This window comes from Marinobacterium rhizophilum (assembly GCF_024397915.1).
Lineage (GTDB): Bacteria > Pseudomonadota > Gammaproteobacteria > Pseudomonadales > Balneatricaceae > Marinobacterium_A > Marinobacterium_A rhizophilum_A.
The window spans coordinates 1,132,508-1,148,002 of the sequence record NZ_CP073347.1 but is presented as its reverse complement, the minus strand read 5'-3'; the positions used below and the strand labels follow the sequence as shown (position 1 = coordinate 1,148,002).

At 62.7% G+C, this 15,495-nt stretch carries 13 protein-coding genes; 7 read left to right on the top strand and 6 right to left on the bottom strand.

All coding sequences use genetic code 11. From position 1 onward, the window contains the following. The first annotated feature begins 21 nt into the window (after positions 1-21). Positions 22-1,293 carry a Coenzyme F420 hydrogenase/dehydrogenase, beta subunit C-terminal domain gene (locus KDW95_RS05140; RefSeq protein WP_255855207.1) on the top strand — a complete coding sequence of 424 codons (1,272 nt, stop codon included), beginning with the start codon at positions 22-24 and terminating at the stop codon, positions 1,291-1,293. Positions 1,294-1,558: 265 nt separating this feature from the next. Here KDW95_RS05140 and KDW95_RS05130 read toward each other — a convergent pair whose 3' ends face one another. Further along, complete coding sequence (locus KDW95_RS05130; protein ID WP_255855205.1) at positions 1,559-2,740, bottom strand: acetyl-CoA C-acyltransferase family protein; 1,182 nt, start codon at positions 2,738-2,740, stop codon at positions 1,559-1,561. A gap of 334 nt (positions 2,741-3,074) precedes the next feature. Between KDW95_RS05130 and KDW95_RS05125 the strand changes: the two genes are divergently transcribed. Continuing rightward, positions 3,075-6,536 carry an adenylate/guanylate cyclase domain-containing protein gene (locus tag KDW95_RS05125; protein WP_255855204.1) on the top strand — a complete coding sequence of 1,154 codons (3,462 nt, stop codon included), beginning with the start codon at positions 3,075-3,077 and terminating at the stop codon, positions 6,534-6,536. Between the two features lie 25 nt (positions 6,537-6,561). On the opposite strand, the gene KDW95_RS05120 is transcribed toward KDW95_RS05125, so the two are convergent. Beyond that, positions 6,562-7,251 carry a glutathione binding-like protein gene (locus tag KDW95_RS05120; protein WP_255855203.1) on the bottom strand — a complete coding sequence of 230 codons (690 nt, stop codon included), beginning with the start codon at positions 7,249-7,251 and terminating at the stop codon, positions 6,562-6,564. A 10-nt stretch (positions 7,252-7,261) separates the two neighbouring features. After that, positions 7,262-7,960 carry a glutathione S-transferase family protein gene (locus KDW95_RS05115; RefSeq protein WP_255855202.1) on the bottom strand — a complete coding sequence of 233 codons (699 nt, stop codon included), beginning with the start codon at positions 7,958-7,960 and terminating at the stop codon, positions 7,262-7,264. 126 nt (positions 7,961-8,086) lie between these two features. Between KDW95_RS05115 and KDW95_RS05110 the strand changes: the two genes are divergently transcribed. The 4 genes from KDW95_RS05110 (at position 8,087) to KDW95_RS05095 (ending at position 10,872) form a co-directional block, all read left to right on the top strand. Beyond that, positions 8,087-8,671: a TetR/AcrR family transcriptional regulator gene (locus tag KDW95_RS05110; protein WP_255855201.1), complete on the top strand. Its 585-nt coding sequence runs from the start codon at positions 8,087-8,089 to the stop codon at positions 8,669-8,671. 111 nt (positions 8,672-8,782) lie between these two features. Then, complete coding sequence (locus tag KDW95_RS05105; protein ID WP_255855200.1) at positions 8,783-8,965, top strand: DUF3012 domain-containing protein; 183 nt, start codon at positions 8,783-8,785, stop codon at positions 8,963-8,965. Positions 8,966-9,142: 177 nt separating this feature from the next. Next, positions 9,143-9,502 (top strand): alpha/beta fold hydrolase, encoded by a 360-nt coding sequence (locus tag KDW95_RS05100; RefSeq protein WP_255855199.1) that lies wholly within the window; start codon positions 9,143-9,145, stop codon positions 9,500-9,502. A 128-nt stretch (positions 9,503-9,630) separates the two neighbouring features. After that, a complete protein-coding gene (locus tag KDW95_RS05095; protein ID WP_255855198.1) occupies positions 9,631-10,872 on the top strand; it encodes a TMEM143 family protein in 1,242 nt (413 codons plus the stop codon). A 95-nt stretch (positions 10,873-10,967) separates the two neighbouring features. Here the strand turns inward: KDW95_RS05095 and KDW95_RS05090 are convergent, their stop codons facing one another. Further along, entirely contained in the window at positions 10,968-11,303 is a 336-nt protein-coding gene (locus KDW95_RS05090) for a hypothetical protein (protein ID WP_255855197.1), read from the bottom strand. Between the two features lie 31 nt (positions 11,304-11,334). Next, on the bottom strand, positions 11,335-12,747 hold the full coding sequence (gene nirK / locus KDW95_RS05085; RefSeq protein WP_255855196.1) for a copper-containing nitrite reductase: 1,413 nt from the start codon (positions 12,745-12,747) through the stop codon (positions 11,335-11,337). Between the two features lie 247 nt (positions 12,748-12,994). Between nirK and KDW95_RS05080 the strand changes: the two genes are divergently transcribed. Further along, positions 12,995-13,990, top strand: a complete 996-nt coding sequence (locus KDW95_RS05080) for a fumarylacetoacetate hydrolase family protein (protein ID WP_255855194.1) — start codon at positions 12,995-12,997, stop codon at positions 13,988-13,990. A gap of 30 nt (positions 13,991-14,020) precedes the next feature. Here the strand turns inward: KDW95_RS05080 and merA are convergent, their stop codons facing one another. Beyond that, positions 14,021-15,490: a mercury(II) reductase gene (gene merA / locus KDW95_RS05075; RefSeq protein ID WP_441813623.1), complete on the bottom strand. Its 1,470-nt coding sequence runs from the start codon at positions 15,488-15,490 to the stop codon at positions 14,021-14,023. Positions 15,491-15,495: the final 5 nt, after the last annotated feature.

Below are 15,495 nucleotides of genomic sequence, written 5' to 3'. Positions count from 1 at the left end.
ATCAGATAAAGGGAGTCAAGCATGAATCACAGCAGTGCCACGGCGCAGCAGCGGTTGTACCGGATTGTTGAAGAGGGCATGTGTACCGGTTGTGGTCTCTGCCAGTCGGTGGCGGGCGTGGACAGCGTGCGCGTCGAGAAGGTTACCAGTGGCTACCAGCGGCCGCGGGTCGTTGGGCCCCTGAGTCATGCCACCGTGGATCAGATTTATGACGTCTGTCCGGGTATCCGTGTACAGGGCCTGGCGCCGCGACTGATTGCCAGCGATACCCGCCAGGACAGCCTCTGGGGGCCCTATCGGCAGATCGTGCGGGGCTGGGCCGCAGACCCGGAGGTGCGCTTTGAAGGCTCGACCGGGGGTGTACTGACAGCCCTGGCGGGATTCCTGCTGGCGAGTGGCCGGGTCGCCTTTGTGCTGCACGTCAAGGCATCGCAACGGCACCCGACCTTTGGTGAGCCGCAGTTGAGCTTTAGCCAGGCCGATGTGATCGAGGCCGCGGGTTCGCGCTACGGGCCAGCGGCACCGCTTTTGGATATCAGAGCCGTGCTCGATCGCGGCGAGCCTTTCGCCTTTATCGGCAAGCCCTGCGATATCACGGCGCTGAACAACTATGGTCGCCAGGACCCGCGGGTGGATGAACTGGTGCGCTATCGCCTGGCGCCGGTTTGTGGTGGCTATCGCAGCCCGGCGGCAACGGACCAGTTTATCGCCAGCCTGGGCATTGAGCCCGATGAACTTCGGTCCCTGCGTTATCGCGGCCGGGGTTGTCCCGGGCCCGTACGGGCCGAAACGCACTCAGGCAGGGTGGTGGAAAAGCGCTACGCGGATTACTGGGGCGAGGACGAAACGGCCTGGTCCTTGCCGTTTCGATGCAAGGTGTGCCCGGATGGCATCGGCGAGGGGGCGGACATCGCCGCCTCGGATACCTGGCCCAATGACACCATTGATCCTGCCACCGAACAGCTGGACCCCGGCACCAATGCGCTTATCGTGCGCACCCTGGCGGGCCAGGAGCTGCTGCAGGCGGCGGTCCATGCACAGGCACTGGCGCTGGGTGACGAGATAGGCCCGCGGGACCTGGACAGCTACCAGCCCCACCAGGTGAAAAAGAAACAGGCCGCCCTGGCACGGCTGCAGGGCATGGAAGATGAAGGGCGTCTGGGTATCCGCCACCAGGGCCTGCGTCTTGAAGCCCTGGCCGCGCAACAGCCTGAGAGTCATTTTCAGCGGCAGCGTGCCGGCACGCGCCAGCGCATCCGCGATGGCAAGGCCAGCGAAAGCGCTCCGGAGTGATACAGCGGGTACCAGGATGTACTGTGCGGTAGTTTCAGTGGTTAATAATGGAGTGCGTGGTGCAGCTCTTGAGTGATCCCGGCGACCACAGGGGCATGGATAATCGACGGAGCCGCCACTTGGCAGACTCCGCCGTATTTTACGCTGTCAGAGCCGCTCGAAAATCACCGCGATCCCCTGGCCACCATCGATGCACAGGGTCACCAGGGCGTATTTGCCGGTGATTGCAGGGGTTGCGTGCAGCTCATGGGTGGTCACTGCGCTGTCAGAGCCGCTCGAAAATCACCGCGATCCCCTGGCCACCGCCGATGCACATAGTCACCAGGGCGTATTTACCATTGCTGCGGTGCAGCTCGTAGATGGCTTTCGTTGCAATAAAGGCACCGGAGCAGCCGATGGGATGGCCCAGCGCAATGGCGCCGCCGTTGGGGTTGGTTTTGGCCGGGTCCAGTTCCAGCCCTTTGGCCACGGCCAGGGCCTGGGCTGCGAAGGCTTCGTTGGATTCGATCACATCCATCTGGCTGAGGGCCAGGCCGGCCTTTTTCAGCGCCAGCAGGGACGCCGGAATCGGGCCTTCCCCCATGATGTGGTTTGGTACACCGGCCACGGCGTAGGACACCAGCCGGGCCAGCGGGGCCTGGCCGGCTTTGGCGGCGGCCTCGGCGTTGGCCAGCACCATGAAGGCGGCGCCATCGTTGAGGCCTGAGGCATTGCCGGCGGTGACGCTGCCGTCCTTCTTGAACGCCGGGCGCATTTTGGCCAGGGTATCCATACTGGTGCCGGGCTTGACGTGCTCGTCGCTCTCGAAGCTGATGTCGCCCTTGCGGGTCTTCAGGATGATCGGCGTGATCTGGGATTTAAAGCGGCCTTCCTCGATGGCCAGTGCCGCCCGGCGGTGAGATTCCACGGCGACAGCATCCTGGTCTTCACGGCTCAGGTTCCATTTTTCCGCCAGGTTCTCGGCGGTAATGCCCATATGGCCGACGCCGAAGGGGTCGTTAAGGGTCGCCACCATCATGTCGATCATGGCCGTATCGCCCATGCGGGCGCCGGAACGCATGGCCGGCGACAGGTAGCCTGCGCGGGACATGACTTCCACCCCGCCGCCGATGCCGTAGTCGCAGTCACCCAGCATGATTGACTGGGCGGTGGAGACGATGGCCTGCAGGCCCGAGCTGCACAGGCGGTTCACCGCCATGGCGACGGATTCCATTGGCAGGCCGGCCTGGATCGAAGCGACTCGGGCAACATAGGCGAAGCGCGAATCGGTGGGAATGCAGTGGCCCGCGGTCACATAGTTGATCTGCTGCGGGTCCACTTGGGAGCGCTCCACCGCCGCCTTCATTACCTGGCCTGCCAGTTCCGCAGGCTCGATCTGGCTGAGGCCGCCACCAAAGGTGCCAATGCCGGAACGGGTCGCGCTCAATACAACAACATCATGGGTCATGGGTCTGTTCTCCAGTGCCGAATTCGGGCTCGGGTGATCAGGCGGCGCGCCTTGCGAAGCCTGGTTGCCGTCGCGGGGGTTGGGTCATTACAGGCGCTTGCTCCGCGCAAATCAAGTCCCCTTTGACCCTGCCGTTTGGCCGGGACTGCCGCAAAGCGGACTATGCTTTGAACGCTGGACAGATTATCGCCATTTTTATCGTCACGGCACGGGGTTCGCCGCTGTGGTATCACAGGGCGTAACGCAACCGGCATCCTGTCTTCAAGGGAGTGATATCGCAGGCGCCTGCATGGGGAGCTGCCTGCAGCGGTTCTCGCAGCCTTGAGAGACCTCCATGATATGCAGCCACTGCACCTCTGAAAATTCGCCGCATGCCCGGGCCTGTGGCCAGTGTGGTGCACCACTGGAATGCCTGTGTCCCGCCTGCGGCCATGCTGTCGCTGCGGCGGCCAAGTTTTGCAGTGAATGTGGTGCCGCCCAGGGGCGTGCGGGCAGCGCTGCTGCGGCGTCTTCTGCCCCTGAAACCCGCCTGTCGGCCCCCATTGCCTATACCCCTGCCCACCTGACCGAACGCATACTGGCCGAACAGGCCGCGTTGCAGGCCCGTGCCGCGGGCACTGGCGAGCGCAAGACCATCAGTGTTGTCTTTGCCGACATGGCCGGCTCCACTGCGCTCATTCAGGGGCTCGATCCGGAGGAGGTGCGTCATCTGATTGACCCGGTGCTGGGCCTGATGATGGAGGCGGTGCATCACTACGAGGGTTACGTTGCCAAGTCGCTGGGGGATGGCATCCTCGCGCTGTTCGGCGCCCCCATTGCTCATGAGGATCATCCACAGCGGGCACTCTATGCGGCGCTGCGCATGCAGGACGCCATGCGCCTGTATGCCGACCGGCTGCGCCTGGCCCAGGCCATACCGCTGCAGATTCGGGTCGGTATTCATACTGGCGAGGTGGTGGTGCGCTCCATTCGCACCGACAGCCTGCACACGGACTATGATCCGGTCGGCCAGACCATACATATCGCCTCGCGCATGGAAGGCATTGCGGTGCCGGGTTCCATTGTCGTTAGCGAATCGACCTACCGGCTGACCGATGGCTACCTGGCTTTCAGGCCGCTGGGCGTGACACCGGTGAAGGGCATGTCGGAGCCGCAGCAGGCTTTCGAGGTGCTGGGACTGGGGCCTTTGCGCACCCGCCTGCAGGTGGCGGCCAGCCGTGGCCTGGTACCCTTTGTGGGGCGCCGGGCTGAGCTGGCGCAGCTGCAGCGCGCGCTGCAGCAGGCCTGTGCCGGCCAGGGACAGGTCGCCGGCGTGGTGGGGGAACCCGGGGTTGGCAAGTCGCGGCTGTTTTACGAGTTCAGCCTGGGGTCGAAAGACAGCTGCCTGGTGCTCGAGACCTTTTCCGTGTCCCACGGCAAGGCATTTGCGTACCGGCCGTTGATCGAGTTGCTGCATGCCTACCTGCAGCTCAGCGCCCTGGATGACGAGCGCCGTCGCCGCGAGGTGGTTACCGGCAAGATACTGACGCTGGACCGCGGGCTGGAGGACTGCCTGCCTTACCTGTTTTATCTGCTGGGGCTGGCCGAAGCGAACTCCCCCCTGGCGCAGATGGATGCCAGTTTGCGTCGCAGCCGGACCTTTGAGGCGCTCTGGCGCGTGCTGCAGCGCGAAAGTGTCAACCAGCCGCTGCAGCTGGTGTTTGAGGATCTGCAGTGGCTCGATAGCGAGACCGAGGTCTTTCTGGATTTTCTGCGTGAACGCGTGGCGACGGCCCGCATGCTGCTGCTGGTGAACTACCGGCCGGAATACCGGCATGACTGGGCGGGCTGTTCGCACTACGTGCAGTTGCGGCTCGAGCCGCTGGCCGAGCAGGAAACGGCCGAGCTGCTGGATGTGCTGCTGGGGCCCGATGCGTCGCTTGCCGCCCTCAAGCCCCGCCTCCTGGCCCAGACCGGCGGCAACCCGTTCTTTATCGAGGAAGTGGTGCAGACCCTGGTGGAAGAACAGTCGCTCAGTGGCAGTGCCGGGCAGTACCGCCTGGTACAGACGCCGGCGGACCTGCATATCCCCACCACGGTGCAGGGCGTGCTCTGTGCCCGTATTGACCGTTTGCCGGCGGACCAGAAAACCCTGCTGCAGACACTGGCGGTCATCGGCAAGGATTTTACCTGGAGCCTGGTCAACCGGGTGGTTGAACAAACACAAGACCAGCTGCGCAGGGGTCTTGCACGGTTACAGGCCGGCGAGTTCATTTTTCAGCACCCGGCCTTTCCCGACATCGAATATACCTTCAAGCACGGCCTTACCCAGCAGGTGGCTTACGGCACCCTGCTGTTGCAACAGCGGCGCGCGTTGCACGAACGTACCGCCAGGGTCATGGAAGTACTGTACGAGGACCGCCTTGAGCAGCATTGCAGCGAACTGGCCTGGCACTATGGTCACAGTGACAATCGTGAAAAAGCGGTGACCTATCTGCGGCGCGCCGGCTACCAGGCGGCGCAGCGTTCTGCGAACCAGGAGGCCATCGCCCATCTGGAACGGGCACTGGAGTTGATGCAGGGGCTGGCGGAGTCGGCGCAGCGGGATCACGAGGAACTGGCGCTGCAGATTGTGCTTGGCCCCATCTATATGGCCAGCCTGGGCTATGCCGCGCCCGAGGTTGAGGCCAGCTACAGCCGGGCCCTGACCCTGGCGCGCCGGCTGGGAGAGGCGCCACAGCTGTTCTCGGTGCTGGTCGGGCTACGGCGCTTCTATAACCTGCGGGGTGAGTTCCGCCGTGCCCAGGAAGTGGGCCTGCTGCTCATGAACCAGGCCCAGAGCAGTGGCGATGCGCAGCTGATGCTGGAGGCCCACGCGGCCGTCGGGCCTACCTGTTTCTTCATGGGGGATTACGGTGCCGCCAGGCGACACCTGGAAGCCCTGTGCCAGGGTTATGATCGTCGACAGCACGCGCATCACGCCGTCGATTACGGCATGGACCCGGGTGTGCTGGGGCACAATTTCATGGCCTGGGTGCTGTGGTTTTCAGGCCAGCCGGAGGCAGCCCTGGTCCGCAGCGAACGAATGCTGGCACTGGCGGAAAAGGTCGCGCATCCGTTCAGCCTGGCGTTTGCGCTGGGGTACAGCGCAGAAATGCACCAGTTGCGCGGTGAGGTTGACCGCGTCCGCAAGCGCGCAGAGGCGGCCGTGGCACTCTCCGTCGAGCAGGGCTTTCCGTACTGGCAGGCCCAGGGCCGGGTGTTGCTTGGCTGGGTGGACGCCCGTGAAGGCGATGTCGCTGCGGCGATCGAGGAGATGCGCGCGGGCCTGACTGAATACCGTGCCAATGGCGCCGAGCTTGGCTGTACCTACCTGCTGGCCCTGCTGGCCGAAACCCTGCTCGCAGCCGCCCGCTTCGATGAGGCGCAGGCTGTACTGCAGGAGGCCAGGGCACTGGCAGACAGCAATGGTGAGCGTTACTACCTGGCGGAATTGCACCGTCTGGCCGGGGCGATCCGGGCACGGCGCCCGGTTGCCGGGGTGGCGCCGGCGGATGAGGCAACCAGGGCGCAGTCCGACGCCCAGGCCTGCTTCGAACAGGCCATTGTGCTGGCCCGGCAACAGGGCGCCCTGGCGCTGGAACTGCGTGCCACCCTGGGGCTCGCCGGACTCTGGCAGCAGCAGGGCAAAGACGAGGCCGCCGGGCAGCGGCTGGCCGCGGTGTACGGCCGCTTTACCGAAGGTTTTGATACGCCGGACCTGCTTGCGGCCAAAGCATTGCTGGATGCGCTGGGTCCGGGCCCGGCGCCCGGGTGACCTGAACCCCTGGCCGGGCCGGGTTTCAGCCCTTTGCCGTCTGGCCGAACAGCAGCTTCTTGCCTTCTTCGGTGACTGCCGGTCGGCTGTTCCAGGGCTCGCCCCTGGCGTAGGCCTTCACCACGGCGGGGCGTTGTCCCATGGCGTTGAACCAGCGCTCGAGGTGCGGGAAATCGGCCAGGTTCTGTTGCTGGCGCTCATGGGGCGCGATCCAGGGGTAGGCGGCCATGTCGGCAATGGAGTACTCGCCGGCGATCCAGTCACGCCCTTGCAGTTGCTTGTTGAGTACGCCGTAGAGCCGGTTGGTTTCGCTGATATAACGGTTCATGGCGTAGTCGATACGCTCGGGAGCATACTGCACAAAATGGTGGTTCTGACCGGCCATGGGGCCAAGGCCGCCCATCTGCCACATCAGCCATTCGAGCACGGTCTTGCGTGCGCGGGTTTCGGTGGGCAGGAAACGGCCGGTTTTTTCCGCCAGGTAGATCAGGATGGCGCCGGACTCGAAAACCGAGATGGGCTCGCCGCCGTCGCTCGGCGCATCGTCCACAATCGCCGGCATGCGGTTGTTGGGGGCAATGGCCAGGAACTCGGGCTTGAATTGGTCCCCGGCGCTGATGTCCACCGGGTTGATGTTGTATTCAATGCCGGCCTCTTCCAGGAAGATGGTGATCTTGTGGCCATTGGGCGTGGGCCAGTAATGCAGTTCTAGCATGCTCGTGTCCTCAGGCCTGCCCGGCAGCGCCAGACGTCTTGGGGTAGTTTTGCGGGAACAGGGCGCGCAGGGCTTCCTCGTCACGCTCGGACTTGAAGCTGATGTCCTTGCCGACCTCTCGGGCGCGGGCAACGGCCGGGCGGCTGTTCACGCTGTCGAACCAGCGCTGGATATTCGGGTAGGCCTGCAGGGCGTTGTCACCCAGTACGACGCTGGCCTTGTCGATCCAGCCCCAGGCAGAGATATCGGCGATGCTGAAGTCGTCCCCCAGGATATAGGCGCGGTTTTCAAGGTGTTCATCCAGCACTTCATAGTGGCGCTGTGCTTCGCGGTCGTAACGGTTGATGGCGTAGGGGAGCTTTTCAGGCGCCATGTGCTTGAAGTGTACCGCCTGGCCGGAAAAGGGCCCAAGGCCACTGGCAATGAACATGAGCCACGAAAGCAGTTCGCCGCGATTCTCGGCCTTGCCTGCCAGCTTGCCGGTTTTCTCCGACAGGTAGAGCAGAATGGCCGTGGAATCAAAGACCCGTGTGCCATTGTCTTCAATGGCGGGCACCTTGCCGTTGGGGTTGATGGCACGAAAGGCGGCGCTGTGCTGTTCGCCTTTCATGCTGTCGATCGGGGCCAGCTCGTAGGGCAACCCGGTTTCTTCCAGGAACAGCGAGATCTTCAACGGGTTGGGTGCGCGGTTAAAAAAGAACTTGATCATGGGGTTCTCCGGGGTCGGTGTAGGCTGTTATTCAAACACGGCTTGAATGGGCGTTCAAGTTTAATTTGAATGTATGTTCAAGCAGGGGTTATACTGCATTGCGTATTGATAGAGGTGGTGACAGGCATGACACGGGTACAGTTTGATCGGGAGGCGGTGATTCAGGATTGCACCCGGCTGTTCTGGCAGCAGGGGTTCAGTGGCGCCTCCATGCAGGACGTGGTGAAGGCAACCGGGCTCAAGCCTGGCAGCCTGTACCTGGCCTTTGGCAACAAGGAGGGTCTATACCAGGCCGCGCTGGACCACTATGCGCGCCAGTCCCGCGAGACGCTGCGCCAGACCCTGGAATCGGCTCCTTCGGTCGGCGTCGGTCTGTGCCGCCAGCTGCTGCGCATGCTGGACGAGGCCAGCAGGACGGACTATTGCAGCTGCTTTCTGGTCAAGAGTCAGCTTGAACTGGCGGCCAGCGGGGGAGAGTTGCACCGGAAAATCTGTAGCTATCTAGGCCAGATCGAAAACATCTATGTTGAATACCTGGTGCGCGAGTATCCGCCGTTGCTGGCACAACAGCGGGCCGCGAGCCTGATGATGCATGTGTTTGGCATCCGGGTGTACGGCTATCTCGGGCGGGAGCGGGAGACCCAGGTGGCGGCATTGCAGTCGGGATTGCCCTGGTTACCCTGGGATGCCAGTCTGGCTGAAGGGATCTAACAGCCTGCCAGCAGCGCATCTGTCCCTGTGACGGCCACAGTGGGTGCTTTACGGCGCCAGGTGTTGCAGCTAGGCTGGCGCATGACCCCATGCAAAGGAGCTGTAGAGCCCATGTCCAGTTTATTCGCCACCCCCACGCTTGTTGCAGTCGCCCTGGGTAGCCTGCTGCTGATCCAGGGTTGCAGCCCGCAAGTCGGGTCCGATGCCTGGTGTACGCAGATGGAGGAGAAACCCAAGGGCGAGTGGACTGTCAACGATGCCGGTGAATTCGCCAAGTCCTGCATCCTCAAATAGCCAAGGGCCTGGCTCGTCCCCCAGGCCCCTGTTCGTCTGTGTTTATACCGTTATCTTACCCCTTGCCCCTTGCCCCTTGCCCCTTGCCTTAGCTGCCAACCTCGCTACCTGGGCAGGAAGGTCACAGCAGTATTCGCGCCCAACCCCGTTCCCCACAATTACCGTCAGAGCACCGCTGTGGAGCTGGCGCTGCGTCCGCACAGCTTCCTGGCCGATGCCCAGGACGCCCGTGACCTGAGCCTGTTCTTGGCACAGCAAAGCGCCCGTTATCAAGAAATCAGGCAGCCGCTGCTGCTGCTCACCGGCACTGCCGATCGTATCGTGGTTGACTGGAATCACAGTGAACGGCTGGCGCGCCAGGCCCCCAATGCTGAGCAGGTCACCTTTGATGCCAGGGGCCACGCCCTGCACCATAGCCACAGCAAGGACATCGCAATGCGGACTGCGACCTTTGCTGCCCGCCACCAAGAGGCCGCAAGCCGCCTGGCGGGCGATGTCGAAGTTTCCCGTGTCGGCGGTAAATTCCAGGCACCCTGATAGCCCGGGTGGCGTCCCCGGGGCTTTGGCGTTGTCTGCGGCTAAGGCCTGTTCAGCTGCCACCGGGCAGGGTCTAATGATGGCACCTGCCCATTCTGGCAACACAGACCGATTCGACAGGAGTCCCGGTGACCGGTAATCGCAGCAATGATGTAGCGGAGAAACAGTTTCGCTTTATCCCGTACCGCAGAAAAGACCTGCTTGCCTGGTGCCTGCAGGATCTTGCCACTCAGCCTGAATCCCTGGCCTGCCAGCGCGCTGCGCTGATACAGTTTTGCAACCTGCTGGACAGCGTTTTTCATCATGACTTTCGTGTTCTTATAGAAAGCCTGAAGGACAGCTACGCAACCCAGGCGCCGGATGCCGATACCCGGGCGATGCCACGGCTCCAGGCGACCGAGCCGGCGGGCGGCGAAGACTTCGCTACGGCGCTTGGCGTGCTGCTCGAGAAAGCCAATTACGAGGTGATCAGCCAGGAGGATCTTAATCAGGCGCTCGCCCAGAGTTCCGTCTTCAAGGTCAGTCTCAAGGTGGACTTTGACGATTTTTCCCAGGTGCTGCTGTTTTGCCGTGGCGAGGCGAAGCGCACCGAACAGCTGAGCAGCTGCTTCGGCCTGTTCCGGCGGGAAATCGAGTTCGTCAATTACGATCGGGTGGTGCTGTACCTGCGTTTTCGTAACGAAGGCGCGCAGGCGGGTTCCACCCTGCTCAAACTGTTCCAGAACGTGCCCAAGGCCGACCTGGAAATGCTCTTTCCCAATACCCATGTGCGCATGCGTACCATCGACAAGCTGCTGATCGGCATACCGGCCCTGGTGAGTGGCGGCATTGTCCTGAGTACAAAGCTGGGGGCGTCCCTGGTGGTGCTGGGCTCGCTGCTGGGTTTCTGGCTGGGGCTGCGTACGCAGCCGGTGGAACTCAACGAGGCGGTGGTCATGGTGCTGCTGACCGGTGTTGCAGCCCTGGGGGGCTATCTGTGGAAACAGTTCAACACCTTCAAGAATCGCAAGCTGCGGTTCATGCAGGCGCTTACGCAAAACCTCTATTTCAAGAACCTGGACAACAACGCAGGCGTGTTTCATCGCCTGGCCGATGATGCCGAGGAAGAGGAGGTCAAGGAGGCGATGCTCGCCTACTACCAGTTGCTGATTGCCGACGCCCCCCTGTCCAGGGCGGAGCTTGATCGGCGTATCGAGCAGCGCTTTGCCGAGCAGCTGGGTTGCCGTCTCGATTTTGAAATAGACGATGCCCTGCACAAGCTGCAGGCACTGGCGCTGGTGCACGAGGCTGAAGGGCTGCTCAGGGCGGTACCCTTAAACGAGGCGATTGGGTTGCTGAATCGTCGCTGGGACGACTATTTCAGGCCCTGAGCAAATATACCGTACCGACAACTGGCGGCACTCGCTTTCCTGAGCCAAGCTCTAAGGCAGTACCTCAGCGCCAGCGCAGGCCTGCTGTGTCTGCGTCAGGTACCTTGATCCAGCAGATCCCCCGTCAAGGTTGACGCGGCGCATTCCGAGGCACGGACGTCGAAATCAACAAGCCGATTGGGCAGGGCGAAGGATACATACAGATCATGAACATCATCGCGGATCAGGGTTGGGGCGTTTTTCTGGTGTCTCTGGTTATCACCATCTTCGTGGCTTTTTCTCCGTACTGAACAGGAGCGCCTGCGCAGTTGCAGGTTACGGAACAGGGCCGTTTCTGCCGCTTTGGCGGTTGAGTTCAAGTTACATTTGCCCTGGCGCTTTTTCTGAGTGCGGCGCGGTATCTCCTTGCGTGAATTCTTATCTGTTTCCAAATAGCGGGACCGTGCAGGCTCCGGGCTCTGATCACTGCCGGGCCAGGGCGCTGCGCCGTTGCGCGACCTGTGCCGGCGTTATTTGCGCTGCAGTGTTATTCCAGCTGTGCAGCACATAGGTCAGGATATTGGCGATATCCGCGTCCCCCAGTCGTAAGGCAGGCATTTCACTGTTGTAACCCTGGCCATTGACCAGAATGGGGCCCTTGAGGCCCTGCAGCACGGTATCGACGGCACGCCCGGTATCGGCATTGAGGTAATCGGACTCGGCCAGCGGGGGAAAGGCCCTGTCGATGCCCTGACCGTCAGGCTGATGGCAGGCGGCGCAGTTCTGTGCGTACAGGCGTGCACCAAGGCGAATCTGGTCGTTCAGGCTGGTGGCGACGGGGGCGGTTGGGACGGGCGTATCGAGCTGCTGAACGGTGGCCCCTTCCGGGCGGTAAACCGTTTCGGCCTGCTTGCCTGAATAGATGGCGGTATTCCGTGGACCGCTGACGCGCAGCGTGCCCAGGGCGCCCTTGTTGAAGGCACGAAAAATCGCGTGGTCGACCAGCAGGAAATCGCCCGGCACCTCCAGTTTGAATTCCACAATGGCGGCGCCGCCTGCGGGTATCAGGGTGGTCTGCACATTCTCGTTGCGCACGCTGCCGCCTTCCATCTGAACACTGTCGAAAATTTCCCCGATCACATGGAAGGACGACACCAGGTTCGGGCCGCCATTGCCGACATAGAGCCGTACACTGTCGCCAACCTCGGCCTGCAGTGCCTGGTCGCCACTCAGAGCCCCTACGGCACCGTTGAACAGCACGTAGTCGGCCTGTTCGCGAATGGCCTTGGCCATGTCAAACGGTTGCAGCCCAGGCTCACCATGACCGCCTGCCGTGTAAAAATCACCCTGCATCACGTAGTACTCGTGGTCCACCGCGGCCATGCCCTCTGCAGGCTCTACCAGGATCAGACCGTACATGCCGTTGGCGACATGCATCCCCACAGGCGCGGTGGCGCAGTGATAAACGTAGAGGCCCGGGTTCAGTGCCCTGAAACTGAATGTTGTACTGTGTCCGGGTGCGGTGAAGGACGCCGCAGCGCCGCCTCCGGGACCTGTTACGGCGTGCAGATCGATATTGTGGGGCATGCTGGAACCGGGGTGGTTGGAGAGGTGGAATTCCACCTCGTCGCCCTGGCGTACGCGAATAAAGCTGCCGGGTACGCTGCCACCAAAGGTCCAGAAGTGGTAGTCCACGCCATCCGCCAGGCGCATGGTTTTTTCAATGGTTTCGAGTTTGACCACCACACGGGCAGGGTAATCGCGCCCGGTTGCGGCGGGCACCCGGGGCGGGGTGGTGAGCAGTGCCTGCTCTGTGGGCAGGTTGGCGGCAAGTATCGGTATCGCTGCACTCAGTACAGCGGTACCAAGCAGGGTCGCAAGGGTTGGAAGTTTCATGGCGATTTCCCCCGCAGGAATTGGGACGGTTTCCATACTACGCCCATCGGTGCCAGGCGCTGTTGATCTGGATCAAGCCAGGTACCGAGTGGTTGACAGCTGCTCTTATTATGAATTATTAATTACATAATTATGTAAATGTACTGAGCGATCAACACCAGCATCCGTAGCGGGTCGCCTGGCGGTCGTTCCCGGCTTCGTGTGCCGGGGGCGCAGGGCGGCAAGGCCGGACGACCGAGGCCGTAGAATGAAACTAGTAACCTTTTTGAATCCCGTGGGCATCAAGCGCATCGGCGCGCTGGTTGCCACTGCCCGTGGCGAGCAGGTGGTGGACCTTAACTACGCCTATGCCGCCTTTGCCCTTGATGCCCACAATGACCCGAGGCCCCAGGCGATGGCGGACGCCCTGGTGCCCGCCGACATGCGCGAGCTCTTTGCCGGCGATGACCGCAGCCTCGATGCGGCGCGCCGTGCCGAGGTCTTTGTCATCGAAAAAAATGATCCGGGGCTGCGGGGCGTGGGCGGCGAAATGCTGCAGTTCCGGCGTGAGGATGTGCAGCTGCTGGCGCCGATTCAGCCGACAAAACTGTGGCATACCGCGGGCAACTTCCTCGAGCATATCGACGAAATGGGCGAGGCGGGCTTCAACTACGAGGTCGAAAAGCCCTGGATCGGTTTTTACCAGAACACCAGTGCCTGTATAGGGCCGGACGCGGCCATCGTCTATCCACAGCAGCTGACCCGGGAAGTCGATTACGAGCTGGAAATCTGCGCGGTCATCAAGGGCGTGCGGCACCGCCGGCTATCCGTCGAGGAGGCCGGGAACGCCATCGGCGGTTATCTGATTTTCAACGATGTTACGGCGCGGGACATTCAGGCAACGGAGTTTCCCAATCGCAGCTGCGGCTACAGTAAGGCGCTGGATACCTTTTGCCCGATCGGCCCCTGTATCGTGACGGCGGACGAAGTGGGGGATGTACAGAATCTCGCCATGAGTCTCAGGGTGAACGGCGAGATTCGCCAGCAGTCCTCCACCGGCCGCATGTGCCGCAGCATGGCCGAGATCGTGAGCTACTACTCGGGCCAGGGCTTTGTGGGCGGCGACCTGGTCAGCTCGGGCACGCCCGCCGGCTGTGCCGTGTTCCATACCGACCCCCAGGCCTGGTATCTGAAACCCGGGGACCTTGTGGAGTGCGAGGTCGAGAAGCTGGGCGTGCTGCGCAATAGCGTGATTGCCGGCTAGGGCCTTGTTATGGGAACCGCGAGGCTGTCATCAGCCGGCACAGCAGGATAACCGGGTCACATCCGAGCTGAAGGTCTGGGCCGCGAGCCTGAGTCCTTCCACTGCAGTCAGGTAGGGGAAGAGCTGGCCGGCGAGTGCCTGGACCGTCATGCGGCCTTGGATGGCGAGCGCCGCACTCTGGATGAGTTCTCCGGCCTCGGGTGCGACGGCCTGAACGCCAATCAGGCGCCCGTGGCGGGCATCGGTTACCAGCTTGATAAATCCACGGGTGTCGAAATTCACCAGGGCGCGGGGCAGGTTGTCCAGCGTCAGGGTGCGACTGTCGGTGTCAATCCCGGCAAGACGCGCCAGGGCTTCGCTGTAGCCCACGGTTGCGATCTGGGGGTCGGTAAACACCACCGCCGGTACGCATGTCAGGTCCAGGCTCGCTTCACCACCAGTCATGTTGATGGCGGCGCGGGTCCCGGCGGCTGCAGCGACATAGACATATTCGGGCTGATCGGTACAGTCTCCGGCGGCATAGATACCGGCTATGCCGGTGCGCATCTGCCGGTCAACCGCGATGGCGCCCTCAGGGGTCAGCGGGATACCGGCGCACTCCGGGGTCAGGGCGGCGGTGTTGGGTGTGCGGCCGGTAGCCACCAGCAGCCGGTCGGCAGCGAGGGTGCAAGCGCCGGGTGCATCGGCCTGCTGTAGCTGAAGGCTGAATTCACCGTCGCGGTGAGCGATGCGGCGGGCCTGGGTGTGCTCAAGCACCCGGATGCCCTCGTCGCGCAGTGCGCTGGTGATGGCCTGGCCGATGGCGGGGTCTTCACGGGAAAACAGGGTCGAGCGTGCCAGCAAGGTCACCTCGCTACCCAGGCGGGCAAACGCCTGCGCCAGTTCCACCGCCACAGCGGAAGATCCTATCACTGCGAGCCTGGCTGGCAGGGTGTCGGATGCCAGCGCCTCGGTCGAGGTCCAGTAAGGAGTGTCCTCAAGACCGGCTATGGCCGGCACTGCAGGGCGGCTACCGGTCGCGACAAGGCAGCGATCGAACGCCAGCAGCCGTTCTTCACCACCGTGCACCTGTAGCCGCAGGCCGGAAGCACTGTCGAAACGGGCTTCTGCGCGTAACAGGGTAATGCCGTCCGTGCTTTGCAGAATGTCGGCATATTTGGCCTGTTGCAGGGCAGCGACACGCGCCTGCTGCTTGTGCAGCAGCCGGGCTTTGGATACCGCGGGAGACGCCGGTTCGATACAGCCGTCGAACGGGCTTTCGCGACGCAGCCGGGCAATATGAGCGGCCCGGATCATGATCTTGGACGGTACGCAGCCGGTATTGACGCAGGTGCCACCGACCTGGGCGCGTTCGATCAGGGTCACCCTGGCGCCGCGCTCAACGGCCTTCAGCGCCGCGGCCATGGCGGCAGCGCCAGTGCCGATGATGGCAATCCGCAGTGGCTTGCCGTGCAGAGGCGCGTCCGCGCCAGTGTCGTGGTTATCCAGCTCGCTGTTCATCCGGG

Coding starts and splice junctions, on each gene's coding strand:
- KDW95_RS05130 (WP_255855205.1), bottom strand. CDS start 2,740: ATGACCCATGATGTTGTTGTATTGAGCGCGACCCGTTCCGGCATTGGC.
- KDW95_RS05105 (WP_255855200.1), top strand. CDS start 8,783: ATGTCCAGTTTATTCGCCACCCCCACGCTTGTTGCAGTCGCCCTGGGT.
- KDW95_RS05110 (WP_255855201.1), top strand. CDS start 8,087: ATGACACGGGTACAGTTTGATCGGGAGGCGGTGATTCAGGATTGCACC.
- KDW95_RS05140 (WP_255855207.1), top strand. CDS start 22: ATGAATCACAGCAGTGCCACGGCGCAGCAGCGGTTGTACCGGATTGTT.
- KDW95_RS05115 (WP_255855202.1), bottom strand. CDS start 7,960: ATGATCAAGTTCTTTTTTAACCGCGCACCCAACCCGTTGAAGATCTCG.
- KDW95_RS05120 (WP_255855203.1), bottom strand. CDS start 7,251: ATGCTAGAACTGCATTACTGGCCCACGCCCAATGGCCACAAGATCACC.
- KDW95_RS05125 (WP_255855204.1), top strand. CDS start 3,075: ATGATATGCAGCCACTGCACCTCTGAAAATTCGCCGCATGCCCGGGCC.
- nirK (WP_255855196.1), bottom strand. CDS start 12,747: ATGAAACTTCCAACCCTTGCGACCCTGCTTGGTACCGCTGTACTGAGT.
- KDW95_RS05080 (WP_255855194.1), top strand. CDS start 12,995: ATGAAACTAGTAACCTTTTTGAATCCCGTGGGCATCAAGCGCATCGGC.
- merA (WP_441813623.1), bottom strand. CDS start 15,490: ATGAACAGCGAGCTGGATAACCACGACACTGGCGCGGACGCGCCTCTG.